At 62.6% G+C, this 18,191-nt stretch carries 16 protein-coding genes; 4 read left to right on the top strand and 12 right to left on the bottom strand.

Annotation, left to right across the window (positions count from 1 at the left end):
* Positions 1-60 precede the first annotated feature (60 nt).
* The gene (locus AC3WJW_RS00420) at positions 61-501 is read left to right on the top strand and encodes a carboxymuconolactone decarboxylase family protein (protein WP_493724753.1); all 441 of its coding nucleotides are present in this window, start codon (positions 61-63) and stop codon (positions 499-501) included.
* 22 nt (positions 502-523) lie between these two features.
* Here the strand turns inward: AC3WJW_RS00420 and AC3WJW_RS00415 are convergent, their stop codons facing one another.
* The 4 genes from AC3WJW_RS00415 to AC3WJW_RS00400 all read right to left on the bottom strand — a co-directional run bounded on the left by AC3WJW_RS00415 (position 524) and on the right by AC3WJW_RS00400 (position 5,503).
* Positions 524-2,116 carry a DHA2 family efflux MFS transporter permease subunit gene (locus AC3WJW_RS00415; protein WP_493724752.1) on the bottom strand — a complete coding sequence of 531 codons (1,593 nt, stop codon included), beginning with the start codon at positions 2,114-2,116 and terminating at the stop codon, positions 524-526.
* Positions 2,113-3,234: an HlyD family secretion protein gene (locus tag AC3WJW_RS00410; RefSeq protein WP_493724751.1), complete on the bottom strand. Its 1,122-nt coding sequence runs from the start codon at positions 3,232-3,234 to the stop codon at positions 2,113-2,115. Before AC3WJW_RS00410 ends, AC3WJW_RS00415 begins: the two co-directional genes overlap by 4 nt.
* Positions 3,235-3,542: 308 nt before the next feature.
* Positions 3,543-4,724, bottom strand: coding sequence for an acetyl-CoA C-acyltransferase family protein (locus AC3WJW_RS00405; RefSeq protein ID WP_095968036.1), 1,182 nt, complete (start codon positions 4,722-4,724; stop codon positions 3,543-3,545).
* Positions 4,721-5,503 (bottom strand): enoyl-CoA hydratase-related protein, encoded by a 783-nt coding sequence (locus AC3WJW_RS00400; protein ID WP_493724750.1) that lies wholly within the window; start codon positions 5,501-5,503, stop codon positions 4,721-4,723. The genes AC3WJW_RS00405 and AC3WJW_RS00400 overlap by 4 nt, the downstream gene beginning before the upstream one ends.
* A 214-nt stretch (positions 5,504-5,717) precedes the next feature.
* Between AC3WJW_RS00400 and AC3WJW_RS00395 the strand changes: the two genes are divergently transcribed.
* From AC3WJW_RS00395 to AC3WJW_RS00385, 3 genes are read left to right on the top strand one after another with little or no spacing between them, the layout of a single operon-like run.
* Entirely contained in the window at positions 5,718-6,824 is a 1,107-nt protein-coding gene (locus AC3WJW_RS00395) for a polyamine ABC transporter substrate-binding protein (protein ID WP_492584144.1), read from the top strand.
* 39 nt (positions 6,825-6,863) lie between these two features.
* Positions 6,864-8,282: an aminotransferase gene (locus tag AC3WJW_RS00390; RefSeq protein WP_493724749.1), complete on the top strand. Its 1,419-nt coding sequence runs from the start codon at positions 6,864-6,866 to the stop codon at positions 8,280-8,282.
* Positions 8,279-9,187 (top strand): helix-turn-helix transcriptional regulator, encoded by a 909-nt coding sequence (locus tag AC3WJW_RS00385; RefSeq protein ID WP_493724748.1) that lies wholly within the window; start codon positions 8,279-8,281, stop codon positions 9,185-9,187. Before AC3WJW_RS00390 ends, AC3WJW_RS00385 begins: the two co-directional genes overlap by 4 nt.
* Before the next feature lie 193 nt (positions 9,188-9,380).
* Here the strand turns inward: AC3WJW_RS00385 and AC3WJW_RS00380 are convergent, their stop codons facing one another.
* The 8 genes from AC3WJW_RS00380 to paaC form a co-directional block, all read right to left on the bottom strand.
* Positions 9,381-9,692, bottom strand: coding sequence for a DUF6124 family protein (locus AC3WJW_RS00380; protein WP_493724747.1), 312 nt, complete (start codon positions 9,690-9,692; stop codon positions 9,381-9,383).
* Between the two features lie 582 nt (positions 9,693-10,274).
* Entirely contained in the window at positions 10,275-12,332 is a 2,058-nt protein-coding gene (gene paaZ / locus AC3WJW_RS00375; RefSeq protein WP_493724746.1) for a phenylacetic acid degradation bifunctional protein PaaZ, read from the bottom strand.
* A gap of 58 nt (positions 12,333-12,390) precedes the next feature.
* Complete coding sequence (locus tag AC3WJW_RS00370; RefSeq protein ID WP_493724745.1) at positions 12,391-13,644, bottom strand: OprD family porin; 1,254 nt, start codon at positions 13,642-13,644, stop codon at positions 12,391-12,393.
* Positions 13,645-13,666: 22 nt separating this feature from the next.
* Positions 13,667-15,313 carry a cation acetate symporter gene (locus AC3WJW_RS00365; protein WP_493724744.1) on the bottom strand — a complete coding sequence of 549 codons (1,647 nt, stop codon included), beginning with the start codon at positions 15,311-15,313 and terminating at the stop codon, positions 13,667-13,669.
* Entirely contained in the window at positions 15,310-15,618 is a 309-nt protein-coding gene (locus AC3WJW_RS00360) for a DUF485 domain-containing protein (RefSeq protein WP_007978006.1), read from the bottom strand. The genes AC3WJW_RS00365 and AC3WJW_RS00360 overlap by 4 nt, the downstream gene beginning before the upstream one ends.
* A gap of 177 nt (positions 15,619-15,795) precedes the next feature.
* Positions 15,796-16,872: a 1,2-phenylacetyl-CoA epoxidase subunit PaaE gene (paaE, locus tag AC3WJW_RS00355; RefSeq protein WP_493724743.1), complete on the bottom strand. Its 1,077-nt coding sequence runs from the start codon at positions 16,870-16,872 to the stop codon at positions 15,796-15,798.
* A gap of 34 nt (positions 16,873-16,906) precedes the next feature.
* A complete protein-coding gene (paaD, locus tag AC3WJW_RS00350) occupies positions 16,907-17,440 on the bottom strand; it encodes a 1,2-phenylacetyl-CoA epoxidase subunit PaaD (protein WP_102702827.1) in 534 nt (177 codons plus the stop codon).
* Complete coding sequence (gene paaC, locus AC3WJW_RS00345; RefSeq protein ID WP_493724742.1) at positions 17,427-18,188, bottom strand: 1,2-phenylacetyl-CoA epoxidase subunit PaaC; 762 nt, start codon at positions 18,186-18,188, stop codon at positions 17,427-17,429. Before paaC ends, paaD begins: the two co-directional genes overlap by 14 nt.
* Positions 18,189-18,191 lie beyond the last annotated feature (3 nt).

The raw sequence follows: 18,191 nt of genomic DNA, 5'->3' as shown, positions 1-18,191 counted from the left end.
TTTGTGTAAACCGGTCGAGGGACTAACGTAGCGACACACCCACTTGCCCTGGAGCACGTCATGCAACCCCGTATCGATTTCTACACTGCCAGCCCCGACGCCCTCAAGGCGATGATCGCCCTGGAAACAGCAGTGTCGAAGCTGCCGCTGGAAAAAAACCTGATTGAACTGGTCAAACTGCGCGCTTCGCAGATCAACGGCTGTGCCTTCTGCATCGACATGCACACCACCGATGCGATCAAGGGTGGCGAAACCCCGCGTCGTCTGTTCGCCGTGACGGCCTGGCGCGAGGCGCCGTTTTTCACCGATCGTGAACGCGCTGCGCTGCTGTGGACCGAATCCCTGACCCAGCTCAGCCTGACCCACGCCCCGGACGAAGACTACGAAGTGGCCAGCGCACAGTTCACGCCCAAGGAAATGGTCGACCTGACCGTTGCGATCTCCACCATCAACAGCTGGAACCGCCTGGCGGTCGGCTTCCGTAAAACGCCTCAGGCCTGATGTTGAGCAAACCGCCGATGCCTCAATGGGCATCGGCACTCGGCGCGGCCGGTGGTTGCACCTTGCGCATCAGGGGCACCATCGCCGTGGCGATGACGAAGCACACCCCGATCATCAGAAACGCGTCGCCATAGGTTTGTGTCTGGGCTTCGCGGTAGGTCAGCAACCATAGCTGATGCAGGCTGGCGGTGACCCCGGCGTCACCGCTCTGGCCGAGGGCGGCGAAATTGCTGCCGACCTGGGACAGCCATTGGTTGAGCGCCTCGTTGGTGCTGTTGAGGTTCTCCGCCAGGCGGGTGAAATGCAGGTTGGTGCGGTCGTTGAGAATGGTCGCACAGGCGGCGATACCGATAGCCCCGCCCAGGTTGCGCATCAGGTTGAACAGCCCCGAGGCATGTTTGAGCCGCGCCGGTGCCAGGCCGCCGAGGGTCAGCGTCACCGCGGGCGGCACCGCCAGTTGCTGGGCAATCCCGCGCAAGGCTTGCGGCAACATCAACTCCCTGGCTCCCCAGTCATGGGTGATCGGGCTGAAATCCCACATCGATAACGCGAACAGCCCGAGGCCGGTCATCATGATCCAGCGCAGGTCGACGCGGTTGGCAAGAAAGGCGTACAGCGGAATCGCCATGATCTGGAACACCCCGGTGGAGAAAACCGCCAGACCAATGTCCAGCGCTCCGTAGCCACGCACCCGGCCGAGAAACAGCGGCGTCAGGTAAATGGTGGCGAACAGGCCGATGCCGGTGACGAACGAGAAGAAGCAGCCCAGGGCAAAATTGCGATCCTTCAGGGCGCGCAGGTCGACAATCGGATTGGCCACATGCAGGGTCCGGCCGATGAACGCCAGCCCGGCCAGGCCGCTGATCCACGCGGTGGTCAGGATCGTGCGGTCGCTGAACCAGTTCCAGCGCGGGCCTTCTTCGAGGGTGTATTCCAGGCAGCCGAGGAACAGTGCCAGAAACACCATGCTCAAGTAATCCGCGCCTTTGAGCAGCGACAGTTCCGGCTGGTCGATTTTCACCAGCATCGGCACGGCCACGGCGACAAAGATGCCGGGGACCAGGTTGATGTAGAACAGCCAGTGCCAGGACGAGATGTCGGTGATCCAGCCACCGATCACCGGCCCCAGTGTCGGTGCCAGGGACGCCACTGCGCCTATGGTCGCGGCGGCGATCACCCGTTGCTTGCCGGTGAAGAACACGAAGGCCGTGGTGAACACCATCGGGATCATCGAACCGCCGAGAAAGCCTTGCAGGGCGCGGAAGGCGATCATGCTCTGAATGTTCCAGGCCACGCCGCACAGCAGGCTGGTCAGGGTAAAGCCGACCGCCGATGCGCAGAACAGCCAGCGTGTGGAAAACACCCGGGACAACCAGCCCGACAGCGGAATCACGATGATCTCGGCGATCAGGTAACTGGTTTGCACCCACGCGGTTTCGTCGGTGCCGGCGGAGAGCCCGCCGCCGATGTCACGCAACGAGGCCGAGACAATCTGGATATCCAGCAGCGCAATGAACATGCCGATGCACATGCTGGCAAAGGCGAAGACCTTGGTGGCCGTCGCCATGGTCGCGGCATTGAACGGTTGTGCCGGGGCGGCGAGGGCGCGGCTCATGGCGCGCTGGCCACGGCGGGCGCATCAGGCGCCTTGCGTGTGTCCACTTCAGCGGTCACCGACAACCCCGGACGCAGGTGGCCGAGCACACTGTCGGCCGGGTCGAGGTGAATCCGCACCGGCACCCGCTGCACGATCTTGGTGAAGTTGCCGGTGGCGTTTTCCGGTGGCAATACGCTGAATTGCGAACCGCTGGCAGGAGCGAGGCTGTCCAGGTGACCGTGGAACTCCTGCCCCGACAGCACGTCGGCCCGGATCACCACCCGTTGCCCCGGCACCATGTGCGCCAGTTGGTCTTCCTTGAAGTTGGCGTCGACCCACAGGCCGCTGGCCGGCACCACCGAGAGCAATTGCGAGCCGGCCTGGGCATAGGCGCCGACCCGTGCCCGACGGTTGCCGATCACGCCGTCGACCGGTGCCTTCAGTTCGGTGTAGCCGACATTCAATTGCGCCAGGTCGCGCTCGGCCCTGGCCTGGATCAAGGCGGCCCTGGCCTGTTGTTTCTGGGTGTCGATCACATTCAACTGGCGCTGCGCGGCCAGCAATTCCGCCTGGGCGCGGTTGCTTTGCGCCTGGGCGGTCTTGAACGTGGCGTTGGCCCGCTGGGCGCTTTCCACCGAGACGGCGTTGGTGGACACCAGTTTTTTGTAGCGGGCATCGTCATCCCGCGAACGGGTGGCTTCAGCACCGGCGGCGTCGATGCCGGCGCGGGCCTGGCCGATGACGGCCTGTTGCAGTTGTTCGGTGGCGTCGAGGTTGGCCAGCAAGGCTTCCTGGGCGGCCACTGCGCCTTCGGCCTTGGCCAGGTTGGCGCGGTAGTCGCGCGAATCGAGACGGATCAGCACATCGCCGGCCTTGACCTTCTGGTTGTCGGTCACCAGCACTTCGTCGATGTAACCCGCCACCTTTGGCCCGATCACCGTTACGTCACCGCCGATGTAGGCATCGTCGGTTTCTTCGATGAAACGCCCGGCCGTCCACCAATGCGCGCCATACACCCCGGCCAACACCAACGCTGCAATCCCCATTGTTGGCAGAAGCAGGCGCTTGAGCAGGGGGCGTTTTGCCGGTTGCACCGGGGCGTCCAGGTCGGGTTCTACGGTGGACATGCTGGTCATGGAGGGATACCTGTCGGGCGGCGTTTAATTATGATGCCTGTAATATGACGTATGTAATATTTTGTGGCAAATGGTTTTTTCTGCCGGTCGTCAGGTGCTTTGTTCAGAGAGAAGGAGATTCTGCATGCGCTAGAGAACCACTGTGGGAGCGAGCTTGCTCGCGATAGCGGTAGTCCAGTCAACAATGATGGTGCCTGACATGCCGCCATCGCGAGCAAGCTCGCTCCCACAGGGGATCGCGACTGATTTACTGGAATGAAAAAGGCCGGTGATCTGCGCGATCACCGGCCTTTTTTTGCGGCTATTGCTTAGACGCGTTCAAAAATCGCCGCAATGCCCTGGCCGCCGCCGATGCACATGGTCACCAGCGCGTAACGGCCGCCGGTGCGGTGCAGTTCGTGGATGGCCTTGGTGGCGATGATTGCGCCGGTCGCGCCCACCGGGTGGCCCAGGGCGATGCCCGAACCGTTCGGGTTGACCTTGGCCGGGTCGAGGTCCAGTTCCTGGCTGACGGCGCAGGCCTGGGCGGCGAAGGCGATGTTGGCTTCGATCACGTCGAGGTCGGCGACGGTCAGGCCGGCGCGCTTGAGCGCCAGGCGGGTGGCCGGGATCGGGCCCAGGCCCATGAATTCCGGTTCGACGCCGGCGTGGGCGTAGCTGACCAGGCGGGCCAGTGGCTTCAGGTTATTGGCCTGGACCGCGTTGCCGCTGGCCATGACCAGCGCGGCGGCGCCGTCGTTGAGGCCCGAAGCGTTGCCGGCGGTGACCGAGCCGTCCTTCTTGAACGCCGGCTTCATGGCTGCCAGCTGTTCCAGGGACGTGGCGCGCGGGTGTTCGTCGACGCTGAACAGTTTGACGCCTTTGCGATCCTGAATTTCCACGGTCGCGATCTGCTCGCTGAAGTAGCCGTTGGCAATCGCGTGGGCCGCGCGATTCTGGTCTTCCAGGGCCAGGGCGTCCTGCATTTCGCGGGTGATGCCGTTGCGCGCGGCGACGTTTTCGGCGGTGATGCCCATGTGGATGCCATGGAAGGGGTCATGCAGGATGCCGAGCATGTAGTCGATGACCTGGGCGTTGCCCATGCGCGAACCCCAACGGGCGGACGGCATCAGGTACGGGCCACGGCTCATGGATTCGGCACCGGCACCGACGACGATGTCGGCATCGCCGAGCATCAGGGTCTGGGCGGCGTTGATGATCGCTTGCAGGCCGGAACCGCAGAGGCGGTTGACGTTGTAGGCCGGGGTTTCCTTCGGGATGCCGGCGTTCATCGCGGCGACGCGGGAGATGTAGGCGTCGCGGGTTTCGGTCGGGATCACGTTGCCCATCACCAGATGGCCAACGAGCGCCGGGTCCACGGCGGCTCGTTCCAGGGCGGCTTTCACGGCCGTGGTCGCGAGGTCGGCCAGGGGCACGTCCTTGAGCGAACCGCCGAACGTACCGATGGCGGTACGGGCGGCGCTGACGACGTAGATTTCTGGAGTGTTCATGGATGGTTTCCTTTCGGTGGATTCTTGTCTGTACTGCGATTGAGCAGGGCGTTCAAGGCGTTTTTCGCCTCGTCGGTATTCAGGCGCTGGATGAACAGCGTGTTTTCTTCGCGCAGGGTGGCTTCCAGTTCCGGCAACGTCGCCTGTTTCATCAACTGCCGGGACTGGCGCAAGGCCTCCTGGGGCAGGGCCAAAAAGCGCTGGGCGATTTTTCTGGCCGCTGCCAGGCATTGCTCGCCATCATCGAAGGCTTCGTTGGCGATGCCCCAGTTCACCGCGTCGTTGCCGTCCAGGCCGTTGCCCAGCAGGAGCAGGCTCGCGGCACGGGCGTGGCCGAGTAGGCGTGGCAGCAACAGGCTGGCAGCGAATTCCGGGCACAGGCCGATGTTGACGAACGGCATGCGCAGCTTGGCGTTGCGGGTGACCAGCACCTGATCGCAATGCAGCAGCAACGTAGTACCAATGCCGATGGCCGCCCCGCAGACTGCCGCGATCAGCGGCTTTTGCAGGTGCGTGACGACTTTCATCAGGCGAAACGCCGGGGCGTCCAGATGCGTCGGCGGATGCTGGAGGAAATCCACCAGGTCATTGCCACTGGTGAAGCACACCGGGCCGCCGGTGAGGATGATCACGCCGGTCTGCGGGTCTTCGTCGGCGGCCAGCAACAGCTCGGCCAGTTGCGTGTACATGGCGTTGTTCAGCGCGTTGAGCTTGTCCGGGCGGTCGATGGTCAGCGTCAACACGCCGTCGCGTTGCTCGTGTTTGATCAAATCTGTCATCGCAGGCTCCGCAGGGTCGGTTCAGGCTGCCACTTTAAGCGCCGGACAAATCCCGATCTATGGCAAAACGGGTCAACTGCGCTGCCGCTTTTTGCCATGCCGGTGTGCCAAAAACGACACACACCCATTCGGGGTATGGTTCCGCCCGGCCAATCGACCAATAGTGGAGGCATCCGCTCATCCAGAGCCGAACTCGCTATAAGGTGCATTTGCTATGGGCAAGACACTGCTTAAGGTGATTTCCAGTCTGTTTGTTGTACCGCTGACCTTTCATGCCTACGCCGCACAAGTGGACGAGAGCAATACGCTGCGGCTCTATAACTGGGCGGATTACATCGGTGAAAAAACCATCGCCGACTTCGAAAAGGCCACCGGTATCAAGGTGGTCTACGACACCTTCGACTCTTATGAAACGGTGCAGGCCAAGTTGCTCACCGGCCATTCCGGCTATGACCTGATCGTGTTGAACGCCTCGCTCGCGCCCCCCCTGATCAAGGCCAAGGTGTTCCAGCCGCTGGACAAAAAACAGCTGCCGGGCTGGAGCAACCTCGACCCGCAAATCCTTGAGGATCTGCAGGGCTATGACCCCGGCACCCAGTACTCGGCGCCCTACACCTGGGGCAGCAACGGCGTGACCTACAACGTCGACAAGATCAAGGAGCGCATGCCGGACGCGCCGATCGGTTCGCTGGCGATGATCTTCGATCCGAAGATCGTCTCGCGCTTCGCCGACTGTGGCGTGACCCTGCTCGATGCGCCGACCGAAGTCATCCCCATGGCCTTGACGTACCTGGGACGCGACCCCAGGAGCGCCGCGCCGGAGGATTTGAAGGCCGCCCAGGACTTGCTGTTGTCGGTGCGGCCCTACATCCGCAAATTCGACTCGGTCAATTACCTGACCAGCCTGCCCAACGGCGATGTGTGCATGGCCATGACCTGGTCCGGCGACTACGCCACGGCCATGGCCCGCGCCGCAGAAGCCAAGAAGCAGATCAACCTGGCGTACTTCATCCCCAAGGAAGGCTCGCTGATCTGGTTCGACAACCTGTACATCCCGGCCGATGCGACGCACGTCGCCAATGCGCACAAATTCCTGGAATACCTGATGCAGCCGCAGGTGATGGCGGATGTGAGTGACTACATCAATTACGCCAACAGTAACGCGGCGGCCACGCCCCTGTTGAACGCCGAAGTGCGCGACAACCCGGCGATCTACCCCGATGCACAGACCCGCAAGCGCCTGTTCCCGCAGAAGACCCAGGACGCCAAGGACATGCGGGCGATTACCCGGGTCTGGAGCACCGTGAAAAGCGGCATCTGATTTGTTCGATCGTGAGTCATTTCGGTTAGAGGTTCATTTATGGCGACGCCAACACGCAGCGTTTTTTCCCCAGCGGACGAGTCCCGGCTGGTCAAGGCCGACAAGGCCCATCACATGCACGGCTACCACATGTTCGACGAACACGCCGAACAAGGCTCGTTGAACATCGTTGCCGGCGATGGTGCCTACATCTACGACACCCAGGGCAACCGCTTTCTCGATGCGGTGGGCGGCATGTGGTGCACCAACATCGGCCTGGGCCGCGAGGAAATGGCCGAGGCCATCGCCGATCAGGTGCGCCAGCTGGCCTATTCGAACCCGTTTTCCGACATGTCGAACAACGTCGCCATCCAGCTGTGCGAAAAACTCGCCAGCCTGGCCCCCGGCGACCTCGACCATGTGTTCCTGACCACCGGCGGCTCCACCGCCGTGGACACCGCTTACCGGCTGATCCAGTACTACCAGAACTGCCGTGGCAAACCGGAAAAGAAACACGTCATCGCCCGGTTCAACGCCTATCACGGCTCCACCACCCTGACCATGTCGATCGGCAACAAGGCCGCCGACCGGGTGCCGGAATTCGATTACGCCAACCCGCTGATCCACCACGTCTCCAACCCCAACCCGTACCGCGCGCCGGACGGCATGGACGAGGCGCAGTTCCTCGAGTTCCTGGTCAAGGAGTTCGAAGACAAGATCCTGTCGATTGGCGCGGACAAGGTCGCCGCTTTCTTTGCCGAACCGATCATGGGCTCGGGCGGGGTGATCATTCCGCCCCGGGGGTATCTCAAACGCATGTGGGACGTCTGCCAGCGCTACGACATCCTGTTCGTTGCCGACGAAGTGGTGACCTCGTTCGGGCGCCTCGGCAAGTTCTTTGCCTCCTACGATGTGTTCGACGTGCAGCCCGACATCATCACCACCGCCAAGGGCCTGACCTCGGCTTACCTGCCGCTGGGCGCGTGCATCTTTTCCGAGCGTATGTGGAAAGTCATCGCCGAGCCGGGCAAGGGCCGCTGCTTCACCCACGGCTTCACCTACAGCGGCCACCCGGTGTGCTGCACGGCGGCGCTGAAGAACATCGAAATCATCGAGCGGGAAAACCTGCTGGCCCATGTCGACACGGTGGGCGCTTATCTGGAAGAGCGCCTGGCAACCCTGCGCGACTTGCCGCTGGTGGGGGATGTGCGCTGCCAGAAACTCATGGCCTGCGTGGAGTTCGTGGCGGACAAACGCACCAAGGCGCTGTTCCCCGACGAGATCAACATTGGCGAGAAGATCCACGTGCGGGCGCAGGCCCGGGGTTTGCTGGTGCGGCCGATCATGCACCTCAACGTGATGTCGCCGCCGCTGATCCTGACGTTTGCCCAGGTCGATGAGATCGTCGAGACCTTGCGCGATTGCATTGTCGAAGTGGCCGCTGAGCTTCAGGCCAGCGGTCAGTATGGCGGCCAATGAACTCGCTAAACAGGCTTTTACCAAGGGCCTGCGCACCCGCTAGACTGCGGGGCATGAGCAAACCAGACGATGATACGCTGATCGCGATGCCCTTCGGGGCGTTGCACAAATGGCATGGGGGAATGCGCGAGGCATTCGCCCATGTCGATGAGCCTGACGCCCTGCAGTACCTGGCGTCAGCGTTGGCGCAGCTGGTGTCCGTGGAGTCGATGATGATCAGCCTGGAGCGCAAGGACCGCGCACCACAGCTGCTGCATCAGCGCGGGATTGCCCAGGAGTATCAGGTCTCGATTCTTGAGCGCTATTTTTCCGGGGGCTATTTGCTCGACCCGTTCTGCCTTGCGGTGGAGCAGGGGTTGGCGCAAGGCTTCTATCACCTGGAGGAAATCGCCCCGGACAACTTCTTCGACAGTGACTACTACAAATCCTATTACCTCAAGGCGGGCTGTTCGGAAGACAGCTACTACATCGTCGATACCGGCAATGACACGAAGATCTCCGTCAGCCTCTATCAGGGTTTCGGCGGTGAATGCCTGAGCGATGAACAGTTGAACCTGCTGCGCGCCGTCGAACCGCTGGTGCGTGAATTCATCAGCGAATTCAGCCAGCGTGGACTGCTGCGCAGTGCCGGGATCGAGCGTGATGACGAGCAAGGCCTGCACGACGATCTCAAGCATCGCGTGCAGGCGGCGTTCGAGAACTTCGGTTGTGAATTGCTCACCGAGCGCGAGCGGGAAGTGGCGCACATGGTGCTGCGCGGGCATTCGGTGAAGTCCACGGCCAGCCAGATGAACATCTCGCCGGAAACCGTGCGCATGCACCGCAAGAACCTGTACCTGAAGCTGGAGGTGGGTTCGCAGTCGGAATTGTTTGCGCTGTTTATCGAGTGGTTGCGCAAGCACTGACTTTTCAGGTTTCCCAATAACCTGTGGGAGCGAGCTTGCTCGCGATGAGGCCGGTACAGCCAACATCAATGTCGCCAGTCAGGACGCCATCGCGAGCAAGCTCGCTCCCACAGTGGTTCGAGGTTGGCTTACAAATTAATGGGCATCCCTGAAACCCTTTGGGAGCTGCCGCAGGCTGCGATCTTTTGATCTTCTACTCAGACGGATCGACTCGATCCAACGCCCGATTGACCGCCAACTCCCCCAACATGATGACTTGCGCAATACCCAACAGCGTATTGCGATTCGATCCCTCCGTTCGATCCGCCAGATCCATGGTCATGACATTGGCTGAAGCCAGCGATTCGCACGCATGGGTCAGGAGGCTTTCGGTATCGAGTTCAGGGTTAACGAAAAACATCGTGCACAGTTTGCGTGGAGTGGTCTGTATGTCGGCGAATGAGGGGGTGCGCTCGGAAGGTGTTTCCGAATAGTTGTTCGGCGGATTCGGTGTGGGTTTGATCATAAATGCTTCCCTTTAATAGTAGGGCCGCACCATTTCGCGACTAAACGTAGGGGTGGCGGCTGTGCGCAAGTTAGTCGACCGGCAAGGAAAGCAAAAACCGGCGCGTCCGAAGACGCCAAGCGCACAGCCACCATCGAGCGCAGGCTGATACCTGACTGATGATACTCATGCGACCGCTTAACCTTGCCCGGGCGACTAAACCCGATCACTGACAATCAGTGACACGAATCAAGTTACCGAGCGGCCCCAAGGCGCACAAGCCGGCGGATTCTGGGGTATGTGTAGGCAACGACGCAAGGCGCTGTGGCTTTCGGGAAGTAACCTCGCGGCCTTTTAAACAAGCAGTAACTTGCCCATAAAAGCGCCGTGAATAAAGGCCCGCAAACCCCTCGCCACCTGGCATTGGCCGCAGCCGCAGTCATGCCCAAATTGATCTCATCAAGCCGGTGGTACGTCAGTGAGACACGCATCAAAAGTCAAAAGATCGCAGCCTGCGGCAGCTCCTACAGGGGGGGGCGTACACCCGGATGTACCCGATCCCTGTAGGAGCTGCCGAAGGCTGCGATCTTTTGCGCTTGACCCTTACTCTTCGCGCTTGACCACCAGCGTCAAAATGTCATAACTCGCCACCAGCTCACCCAACTGGTTGGTGACCTCCACATCCCACGCCACCACCCCTTGCGGTATCCCCTGCGGGCTTTTCTTGCCCTGGTCGATCTTGCGTTTGCAGGTCAGGCGCGCCTGGATGGTGTCGCCGATGCCTACCGGGTTGATGAAGCGCAGGGTGTCCAGGCCGTAGTTGGCCAGCACCGGGCCGACGCCGGGGGAGACGAACAACCCGGCCGCCGCCGACAGTACGAAATAACCGTGGGCAATACGCTTGCCGAATTGCGATTCCTTGGCCGCGATGTCGTCGAAGTGCATGTAGAAGTGGTCGCCCGACAGGCAGCCGAAGTTCACCAGGTCCGCTTCGGTGACGGTGCGGCGGTGGGTCAGCAGCGACTCGCCGATCTGCAGGTCCTGGAAATGGCGACGGAACGGATGCACGTCGGTTTCGATGACCTTGGCGCCGCGTACGTATTCGCCGGTGACCGCCGCCAGCATGGTCGGCGAACCTTGCACCGCCGCGCGTTGCAGGTAGTGTTTCACCGCGCGCAGGCCGCCGAGTTCTTCACCGCCGCCGGCACGGCCCGGGCCGCCGTGCTTGAGTTGTGGCAGTGGCGAGCCGTGACCGGTGGATTCGCCGGCGCAGTGGCGATCCAGCACCAGCAGGCGCCCGTGTAAGGCTGCCGCCACCGGAATCGCCTTGGCAGCGATCTGCGGATCCTTGGTCACCAGACTGGCCACCAGGCTGCCTTTGCCGCGCGCGGCCAGGGCCAGGGCTTCGTCGAGATCGTCGTAGGCCATCAGGGTGCTGACCGGGCCGAACGCTTCGATGTCATGGGCACCGCCCTCGGCATGCGGGTCACGGGCCTGCAACAGGGTCGGGGCGAAGAACGCGCCTTTGTCGACATGTTCACCACGCGGTTCGAAACCGTCGCGGGCGCCGAACAGCATGTCGCTGCTCTGCAACAGGGCTTCCAGGCGCTCGGCCACGTCTTTCTGCTGATCGTGGGAAGCCAGTGCGCCCATGCGCACGCCTTCCACCGACGGGTCACCGACCACCACTTTGGCCAGACGATCACGCAGGCGCGTGGCGACTGCGTCCATGTGTTTGGCCGGCACGATGGCGCGGCGGATGGCGGTGCATTTCTGCCCGGCCTTGGTGGTCATTTCCCGGGCGACTTCCTTGATGAACAGCTCGAACTCTTCGTCGTCCGGGGTCACGTCCGGGGCGAGGATCGCGCAGTTCAGCGAGTCGGCTTCGGCGGTGAACGGCACCGAGTTGCGGATCAGGTTCGGATTGACCCGCAGCTTGGCCGCGGTGTCGGCGGAACCGGTGAAGGTCACCACGTCCTGGCCCTGCAGGCGGTCGAGCAGGTCGCCGGTGCCGCCGATGATCAGTTGCAGGCTGCCCGCCGGGAGCAGGCCGGATTCATCCATCAGGCGCACCACGGCTTCGGTCAGGTAGCTGGTGGCGCTGGCCGGTTTGACGATGCACGGCATGCCGGCGAGGAAGCTCGGCGCGAACTTCTCCAGCATGCCCCAGATCGGGAAGTTGAAGGCATTGATGTGCACGGCCACGCCACCGCGTGGCACGAGGATGTGGGTACCGGCGAAGGTGCCCATTTTGCTCAGTTGCAGCGCCGGGCCTTCGTGGACGACGTTGCCCGACGGCAGTTCCCGCGAACCGAGGCTGGCGTAGGTGAACAGTGTGCTGTTGCCGCCCTCGATGTCGATCCAGCTGTCGGCACGGGTCGCGCCGCTGTGGTGGGAGATCGCGTAGAGCTGTTCCTTGCGCTCGCTCAGGTACAGGGCCAGGGCCTTGAGACGCTGGGCGCGCTGCTGGAAGTCCAGCGCCATCAAGCCGCTGATGCCCTGGCGACGGCCGTGCTCGATGGCTTCGGCGAAGTCCGGGCGTTCTTCGTGGGTACGGGCGATTTCATGGCCGTCGATGGCGCTGCGCAGGATTTGTGCGCCGTGTTGGCCGATCCAGCGGCCGGCGATGAAGCTTTGCAGAGTTGCAGGTGAAGAGGACATCACGATTGCTCCAGGTGATGAGGGGTTGTGGCGCGGCCGCGACCGCGCCCTTTCGGAATTACCAAAGCGCCAGGGTGTAGCCGACGATCAAGCGGTTTTCATCGAGGTCGGTCGTCAAGCCGTTGCCGGAACGGAAGGTCACGTTGCGCCAGCGCAGGCTGACGTTCTTGAGCACACCGCTCTGGATGACGTAGCTGATATCGGTGTCGCGCTCCCATTCGCGACCGTTGTCGACGCTGCCCGCCTTGACGTGGCGGCCGTCGGTGTAACGGGTCATGAAGGTCAGGCCGGGAATGCCTTGCGCCGCGAAGTCATAGTCGTAACGCAGCTGCCAGGAGTCCTCCTCGGCGCGGGTAAAGGTGTTGAACGTCACCAGGTTGACCACGTAGGGGTCACCGCCGTTGAGGAACGGAAAGGCGCTGTCGCCGGACAGTTGCTGGTAGGCGGCGCTGACCTTGTGGGCGCCGTGGGATACCGTGAACATGCTGTTGAAGTTGCGGTTGTCGATGCGCCCGGCGCGTTCGGCGCCGTCGCCCCGGCTGTCGAAGTAGCGCACATCGCTGCGCAGGTTGAAGCCGTTGCCCAGCGCTTGCGTATGCAGCAGTCCGGCGAATTGCTGGCGGTAGATCTGGTCGAGCTTGCCGTAGTAGTAGCTCAGGTTCAGTTGCGGACTGAACGCGTAGCTGCCGCCGCCGAAGTCGAAGTGGTCGGCGGTGGCGGCGCCGAAGCCGATGTCATCGTTGCTGGAGGAGTCCCGCAGGTTGGCCTTGGTCAGGCGTCCGGCATTCACCGTCAGGCCGTCGATTTCCTGGCTGGTCAGCAAGCCACCTTCAAAGGTCGAACCCAGCAGGCGCGTGTCGTTGTAAGTCGCCACGGGCAACAAGGGCTGCAAGGTGCCGAGTTTCAACACGCTTTTGGACACTTTCAATTTGCCGGTCAGGCCCAGTTCGCTGTACTCGTCGTCGGGCTCATGGCTCTGCGGGCCAAACGGCAGCAGCCCGGTGCCACGGCGATCGGGGCTGGAGTCGAGCTTGAGTCCCAGCTCCCCCAATGCGTCGAGACCGAAACCGAAGGTGCCATCGGTGAATCCGGATTCGACACGCGCAGTGAAACCCTGGGCCCATTCCTCGGCCTTGGATTGCGGCGCGTTGTCCTGACGGAAATCGCGATTGATGTAGTGGTTGCGCATATCAATGCGGGCCTTGCTGTCGCCGATGAAGTCGGCCATGGCGCTGGGGGCGAACATGGGCAGGCTTAATGCGGCGGCCAGCGAAAACAGTGATTCACAAGGTGCGTTACGTGCGGGCTTCATTATTTTTATTCCCTGCCAATATTCAGTGTTTGCTGGCGCCGGTGGCACCAATGCCGGTCATCGAACGGATGAACTGCGCCAGATAACGACCGCGCTCGAGGGCTGCACGGGGCGAGGTGTCGGTGACGGAAAACAGCCATGCACTGAAGAACGCCAGGCTCATGGAAAACAGCGCCGGGTTGGAATACGGGAACAACGCCTTGTCGTGATGCATCACGTTGACCCACACCGCCGGGCTCAGCACCAGCAGGACAATCGCCGAGACCAGGCCGGACAGACTGCCGAGGACGGCGCCGCGGGTGGTCAGGCCTTTCCAGTACATCGAGAGGAACAGCACCGGGAAATTCACCGACGCGGCGATGGCCAATACCAGGCCCGAGAGGAAGGCAATGTTCTGCGACTCGAACAGCAGGCCGAGGATGATCGCCAGCACACCGATGCACAGGGTGGCGATTCGCGACACGCGCATTTCCTGCTGTTCCGTGGCCTGGCCCTTGCGCATCACGCAGGCATACAGGTCATGGGACACCGCCGAGGCACCGGACAGGGCCAGCCCGGCAACCACCGCCAGAATGGTGGCGAAGGCCACCGCCGAGATGAAACCGAGGAACAGGTTGCCGCCTACCGCCTGGGCCAGGTGCACGGCGATCATGTTGCCGCCGCCGATGATCGCGCCACTGGCGTCACGGAACGCCGGATCGGTGCCGACCATGACGATGGCGCCGAAGCCGACGATGATCAGCAGCAAGTAGAAGTAGCCGATGAAACCGGTGGCGTAGAACACGCTTTTACGCGCTTCCTTGGCATCGCTGACGGTGAAGAAACGCATCAGGATATGCGGCAGGCCGGCGGTGCCGAACATCATGCCCAGCCCTAAGGAAATCGCATCGACCGGGTTAGACAGCAAGCCGCCGGGGGCCATGATCGCGTTGCCCTTGGCATGCACGGCGGTGGCGCCGGCAAACATGGCCTCGGTGCTGAAGCCGAAGTGCTTGAGCACCATGAACGCCATGAAGCTGGTGCCGAACAACAGCATCACCGCCTTGATGATCTGCACCCAGGTGGTGGCGAGCATGCCGCCGAAGGTCACGTAGAACACCATCAGCACGCCGACCAGCATCACCGCATAGAGGTAGTCGATGCCGAACAGCAACTCGATCAGCTTGCCGGCGCCGACCATCTGTGCCACCAGGTACATCAGCGCTACGGTCAGGGTGCCGAAGGCCGAGGTCAGGCGCACCGGGGTCTGTTCCAGGCGATAGGACACCACGTCGGCAAATGTGTACTTGCCCAGGTTGCGCAGGCGTTCGGCAATCAGGAACAGGATGATCGGCCAGCCGGCCAGCACGCCCAATGCGTAGAGCAGACCGTCGTAGCCATTGAGGAACATCATCGCGGATATGCCGAGGAACGAGGCGGCCGAGATCATGTCGCCGGCAATCGCCAGGCCGTTCTGGAAACCGGTCATGCCGCCACCGGCGGTGTAGAAGTCGGCGGCGGAGCGGGTGCGAAGTGCCGCCCAGCGCGTCACACCGAGGGTGAACAGGACGAACACCAGGAACATGCCGATGGCGTTCCAGTTCAGCGGCCGGGAGACGCCGTCGGCAGCCACCGCGATATCAGTGACCACCACCAGCGGCAGCAGGAACAAGGCGAGAAGGCGGTTCATCGGGCGCACTCCTGCTTGAGTTTTTCATTCAGCGGATCGATCACGTTGTTGGCGCGATAGACATAGAAACCGGTCAGCGCGAAGGCCAGCCCGACGATCACGACACCCACCAGCATGCCCACGGTGGTCACGCCGCCGCTCAGGGATTGGCCGAGGGTAGAAGGGGAGAAAGCCACCAGCAGCACGAAGCCGTAATAGATCACCAGCATGGCCAGGCTCAGTGACCAGTACAGCTTCTGTTTGCGACGAACCAGCTGGATGAAATCCGGGTGCTGGCGGATGAGTTCTATTTCCTGGGGTGTCATGACGCGCGCTCCTTTGTTGTTTTTGTTTTGGGTGAAACGATGTAATCGGCTCTATCACCGGACCCCTGTGGGAGCGAGCCTGCTCGCGAAGACGGCGTATCAGGCTCCATCAATGTCGGATCTGATGGCCTCTTCGCGAGCAGGCTCGCTCCCACAAGATTGGGTGTGAATCGGATATCAAAGCTGATCGAAATCCAGCACCACCTTGTCGCTGATCGGGAACGCCTGGCACGACAGCACGTAGCCGGCGGCCACTTCGTAGTCTTCCAGGGCGTGGTTGCTGTCCATTTCCACTTCGCCTTCGATGACCTTGCACTTGCAGGTCGAGCACACGCCGGCCTTGCACGAGTAGGGCAGTTCCGCACCTTGCTCGTTACCGGCGTCGAGAATGCTCTGGCTGTTGCGTGGCAGGTCGAAGGCCAGGGCACGGCCGTCGCTGATCACGGTGATCTGGCTGACCGCCGCATCGACCTGGCGGGCGGCTTCACGGGCGGCGCGTTTTTGCTCACTGCCGGCGGCGGCGAACAGTTCGAAATGGATGCGCTCAGGTGGCATGCCCTTGGCCTTGAGGCTGTCGCGCACGGTCTCGGTCATTTCCTGCGGGCCGCAGATAAACGCCGCATCGAGCGCCTTGACGTCGAGCCAGCGGGTGAACAGCTGCTCGCACTTCTCGGCGTTGATCCGGCCGTTGTACAGGTCGACGTCCTGCTGCTCGCGGCTGAACACGAAGATCAGGTTCAGGCGTTGCAGGTAGCGGTTCTTCAGGTCTTCCAGTTGCTCGCGGAACAGCGCGCCGGAGCTGGAGCGGTTGCCGTACAGCAGGGTGACGCGGCTGTGGGGTTCGGTTTCCAGGGTGGTCTTGATGATCGACAGGATTGGCGTGATCCCGCTGCCCGCGGCTACAGCCAGGTAGTTGCCGTGGCGAGCCGGGTCGAGTTCGACGCAGAAATGCCCGGCCGGTGGCATCACTTCCAGGGTGTGCCCGGCCTTGAGTTGTTCGTTGGCAAACGCCGAAAAGCGTCCACCGGCCACACGCTTGACCGCGATACGCAGTTCACCGTCGTTGACCCCGGTGCAGATCGAATAGGAGCGGCGTACTTCTTCGCCGTCCAGTTGGGTGCGCATCACCAGGTGCTGGCCCTGGGTGAAGTGGAAGCTGTCTTGCAGGTGCTGCGGAATCTCGAAGGCGATGGACACCGCGTCACGGGTCTCGGCGCGCACGTCCTTGATGGTCAGGCTGTGAAATTTGCTCATTGTTGTTCTCCAGCTGGGACGGCCGATTCGCCGCTCAGATGCACTTGAAATAGTCGAACGGTTCCCGGCAATCGACGCAGCGGTACAGGGCCTTGCAGGCGGTGGAGCCGAACTCGCTGAGGACCTCGGTGTGGGCGCTGCCGCATTGCGGGCACACAACCTGCGGGCTTTCACCGAGCAGGCTGCGCTTGCTGGTGCTGCCCTCGGGCGGCGCGATGCCGTAGGCGCGCAGGCGTTCACGGCCGCTGGCGCTGATCCAGTCGGTGGTCCAGGCCGGGGTCAACTTGCGCTCAAGCTGCGGCGCCTTGAACCCGGCGAGTTCCAGGGCTTCACGGATATCGCTCTCGATCACTTCGGTGGCCGGGCAACCGGAGTAGGTCGGCGTGACCACCACGTGAAGGTGGCCGGCCTGCCAGTCCAGGTCGCGGACGATGCCCAGGTCAACCACGCTGACCACCGGCACTTCCGGGTCCATGACCTCTGCCAGAATCGCCCAGGCGGCAGCCAGGTCGGTCGGCCCCGCCGGCCGGGCGCCGAGGTCGCTGGCGATCAGCTCACCAGGTTGCATCGGGGTACGCTCGTGGCAGGCACTGCATTTCGGCCAGCAGGATGCCCAGGTGTTCGCTGTGCAGGCCCTTGCGGGCATTCAGGTAGAAATAGTTCGGCGCGGCGGGCACGGGCAGGGTGGCGCTGGTGAAAATCTGCTCGACCTTGGCCTGCCACTGGGCGGCCACGCTGGCGATGTCCGGGGTGATGCCGGCGTCGCACAGGCGCTGTTCGCTGTCGTCGGCGGCGATCAGTTCGACGGTGAAGCGCCAGACTTCAGGGATGGCCGCGAGCATGCGCTTGTGGCTTTCCTCGGTGCCGTCGCCCAGACGCTCGATCCACTCGCCGGAGCGGCGCAGGTGATAGGTCACTTCCTTTGCCGCCTTGGCGGCGATCCCGGCGATGCGTTCGTCGCTGGACTGGCTCAGGCCCTGCAGCACCGGCAAATGCCAGGCGTCGTAGAGGAACTGCTTGAGCATGGTCACCGCGAAGTCGCCGTTGGGTTGTTCCACCAGCAGCAGATTGCGGTAAGCGCGCTCGTCGCGACGGAACGCCAGGTGATCGGCGTCGCGGCCGTCGTCCAGCAGTTCGGCGGCGTACTCCAGCCAGTTGCGCGCCTGGCCCACCAGGTCGAGGCCGACGTTCATCAGCGCCAGTTCTTCTTCCAGTGCCGGGGCCTTGCCGCACCACTGGCACAGGCGTTGGCCCTGGATCAGGGCGCTGTCGCCGAGGCGCAGCAGGTATTCGATCAGATCAGTCTTGTTGTCCATGGT

It is taken from the genome of Pseudomonas sp. GW821-FHT07G06 (genome assembly GCF_058986625.1).
The sequence above is the reverse complement of the archived record's forward strand: the minus strand, read 5'-3'. Positions and strand labels throughout refer to the sequence as shown.

Bases quoted from the DNA above. Each gene is read 5' to 3' on its own strand.
- AC3WJW_RS00390 (WP_493724749.1), top strand. From the start codon at position 6,864: ATGGCGACGCCAACACGCAGCGTTTTTTCCCCAGCGGACGAGTCCCGG.
- AC3WJW_RS00380 (WP_493724747.1), bottom strand. From the start codon at position 9,692: ATGATCAAACCCACACCGAATCCGCCGAACAACTATTCGGAAACACCT.
- AC3WJW_RS00360 (WP_007978006.1), bottom strand. From the start codon at position 15,618: ATGACACCCCAGGAAATAGAACTCATCCGCCAGCACCCGGATTTCATC.
- AC3WJW_RS00410 (WP_493724751.1), bottom strand. From the start codon at position 3,234: ATGACCAGCATGTCCACCGTAGAACCCGACCTGGACGCCCCGGTGCAA.
- AC3WJW_RS00400 (WP_493724750.1), bottom strand. From the start codon at position 5,503: ATGACAGATTTGATCAAACACGAGCAACGCGACGGCGTGTTGACGCTG.
- AC3WJW_RS00370 (WP_493724745.1), bottom strand. From the start codon at position 13,644: ATGAAGCCCGCACGTAACGCACCTTGTGAATCACTGTTTTCGCTGGCC.
- paaC (WP_493724742.1), bottom strand. From the start codon at position 18,188: ATGGACAACAAGACTGATCTGATCGAATACCTGCTGCGCCTCGGCGAC.
- AC3WJW_RS00365 (WP_493724744.1), bottom strand. From the start codon at position 15,313: ATGAACCGCCTTCTCGCCTTGTTCCTGCTGCCGCTGGTGGTGGTCACT.
- paaE (WP_493724743.1), bottom strand. From the start codon at position 16,872: ATGAGCAAATTTCACAGCCTGACCATCAAGGACGTGCGCGCCGAGACC.
- AC3WJW_RS00405 (WP_095968036.1), bottom strand. From the start codon at position 4,724: ATGAACACTCCAGAAATCTACGTCGTCAGCGCCGCCCGTACCGCCATC.
- AC3WJW_RS00420 (WP_493724753.1), top strand. From the start codon at position 61: ATGCAACCCCGTATCGATTTCTACACTGCCAGCCCCGACGCCCTCAAG.
- paaD (WP_102702827.1), bottom strand. From the start codon at position 17,440: ATGCAACCTGGTGAGCTGATCGCCAGCGACCTCGGCGCCCGGCCGGCG.
- paaZ (WP_493724746.1), bottom strand. From the start codon at position 12,332: ATGTCCTCTTCACCTGCAACTCTGCAAAGCTTCATCGCCGGCCGCTGG.
- AC3WJW_RS00395 (WP_492584144.1), top strand. From the start codon at position 5,718: ATGGGCAAGACACTGCTTAAGGTGATTTCCAGTCTGTTTGTTGTACCG.
- AC3WJW_RS00415 (WP_493724752.1), bottom strand. From the start codon at position 2,116: ATGAGCCGCGCCCTCGCCGCCCCGGCACAACCGTTCAATGCCGCGACC.
- AC3WJW_RS00385 (WP_493724748.1), top strand. From the start codon at position 8,279: ATGAACTCGCTAAACAGGCTTTTACCAAGGGCCTGCGCACCCGCTAGA.